General features: G+C 28.9%; 2 protein-coding genes. Both read right to left on the reverse strand.

All coding sequences use genetic code 11. From position 1 onward, the window contains the following. Window positions 1–95 precede the first annotated feature (95 nt). The gene (locus tag AC34EU_RS07465; RefSeq protein WP_487532834.1) at window positions 96–1,193 is read right to left on the reverse strand and encodes a hypothetical protein; all 1,098 of its coding nucleotides are present in this window, start codon (window positions 1,191–1,193) and stop codon (window positions 96–98) included. A gap of 16 nt (window positions 1,194–1,209) precedes the next feature. Continuing rightward, entirely contained in the window at window positions 1,210–2,322 is a 1,113-nt protein-coding gene (locus AC34EU_RS07470) for an acyltransferase family protein (protein ID WP_487532835.1), read from the reverse strand. Window positions 2,323–2,377: the final 55 nt, after the last annotated feature.

Raw genomic sequence — 2,377 nt, forward strand, 5'->3', positions numbered from 1 at the left:
AGGCTTAATACTGATTTTAATTTTTCAGGATAACGATTGTAATTTTTATTAGGATTTTTGAAATGTTGAATTAGCATTTAACAATTAATATTTTTTTAATTTCCTATATTAATTGATCCAATACCGTTTGTTGCTTCCCAAAAATTATAAAAATAAAGTTCATCAGCTCCTTTAAATGAAAACCATTCAGCTGCATCGTTTATACTAGTCCACTGATTATCAGTCAGAGCATTATCGGTTAACACAATAAGTAATAAGTCAAATTCTTTTTGAGAGTCTGAAGAGCTTGGAGATCTTGCACCCAGTAAACTTTCTAATTCGTCAGGCCCATAACTAACTTTATTAGCAGTAAAGGTGTATTTTGAATTAGTAACTTCAAGTGAAGTGATATCATTAAATAAATCAAATTGATTTACAGAGTTAATAGGTGTCATTCCCATTAAATACAATTCTAATTCATTGTATGGAACACTGTTTCCTCCATTTGCAAATGCTCCAAAAGGATCAACAGAATATTGATTATTCCCTAAATCCTCTAAGCTACTCTGATTAAATCCACCTAATTGACCTTTTGTGCTCCCTCCTGTAAAACCCCAATGTCCATAATATGAATATGAGGTAAGATTAGAGCCTGTCTGATCTACATTTTCTGTGGGTAAAGCGTAGTTAGCCCAATTATGCATTAATTCGTGTAATGCAGGTCCGTTTTGAAGAAAACTTAAACTAGATAATTGCATTACTGATTTTAATTTTCCTGATGAACCATAATTTGAAGTGAAATTATACACTCCTCCTCCAATTCCAGTAATATTATTAGATACTCCCACATTTTTTCCATAATAATTTATGCCCTCAGGAATTTCTTCTTCATTTAATACCAGAAATATGAAATCATATTTATCTGAAAATTCTTTATATATATCTTTTACTATTGCCTCCCTATAGGAAGCTTCTGAAAACTGATCATTACTTTTCCAATCGCTGTATTCACTTGAAGACATTAATAATGAAGAAACTTTGTTTCCTGAAGGAGTTGTTATTAAATGGTCCGAGTTTTGACTTGAATTGTTGTTAGAGTTTTCTCCTGAATCAATTACAACTTGGGAATCATTTTGAGGATCGTCGTCACTACTACTACAAGATGTAACTGAAATTAAAATAATTAGGATAAAAAATATTTTATATAGCTTCATTTTTGATTAAATTTCATTAAACTCTTAAAAAGATTTTCTTTTTGTAAAGTAAATATAAAAACATCCATTGGACAGTTAATAAACAAATAACATAAGTAACAGAATTATAAGGTTCACCAATTATATCAAATAACCATTTGAAGAGCGAATTTGTTGTATAACTCCAATTTATGAATATAATTGACATGTATATTAATATTGAATTCATTCCAATAACCTTAAAGAAAAAAGCCCATTTATGATACTTTAATACATCAATTAAATAATAGAAAATTGCCATCAGTATCATGCTTAAACCTCCACATTGAAGAACAAAAGAACTGGTCCATAAGTTTTTGTTTATTGGAAAATATAAATCCCATATTTGAGCAATAATTATAATCAACACACCAGTTATGATTAGCTTAATGGTAGTCTCCTTTCTTTTATCTGTATTAGTTTTAATTAAAATATTTCCAGTATAAATACCAAGTAAAGCTGTTGATATTGCAGGAATAGTTGAAAATAGTCCCTCAGGATCATGTATTCCTAAAAATAGCTTACCAGGCATTATAACTCTATCTAAATATGAGATTATGTTTCCCTCAATTGATAAATCTCCTGGAGAAAAACCTGGAGCTGAAAAAAATAAAATAATTCCCCAATACCCTATAAGCAAACTAAAAAACCAAACAATTTGATTTCTTTGATTAGCGAATAAATAAATAATATTTGCAAACATATATGCGAGTCCAATTCTACCCAAAACACTGCCAAATCTTATTTCTTCCATAGATTTAATTTCAAGTCCATTATTGTATACGATTCCAAGTAATACAAGTATTAATCCTCTTTTGATTACTTTTTTCAATAAATTACCTTTCTTTTTACCTTTTGCTATTTGATTTCCAATGGAATAGGGGGTTGCTACTCCTGATAAGAATAAAAATAATGGGAAAATCAAATCATAAAACACAAAACCATTCCATTCGGGATGAATAAATTGATTTGATAATCCGTGCCAAAAGATATTAGATTTAATCTCAGCCATTTTATGAAATATTTCCTCAGCACCTATAATCCAGAACATATCGAATCCTCTTAGTGCATCTAAAGAATACAAACGATTAATATTATTAACTTCCTTCATTTCAAGTGTTTATAATTTATGTTTAAAGCATATTTAAACGCAATATATTAATTTA

It is taken from the genome of Candidatus Marivariicella framensis (assembly GCF_982709265.1).

Bases quoted from the DNA above. Each gene is read 5' to 3' on its own strand.
- AC34EU_RS07465 (WP_487532834.1), bottom strand. From the start codon at position 1,193: ATGAAGCTATATAAAATATTTTTTATCCTAATTATTTTAATTTCAGTT.
- AC34EU_RS07470 (WP_487532835.1), bottom strand. From the start codon at position 2,322: ATGAAGGAAGTTAATAATATTAATCGTTTGTATTCTTTAGATGCACTA.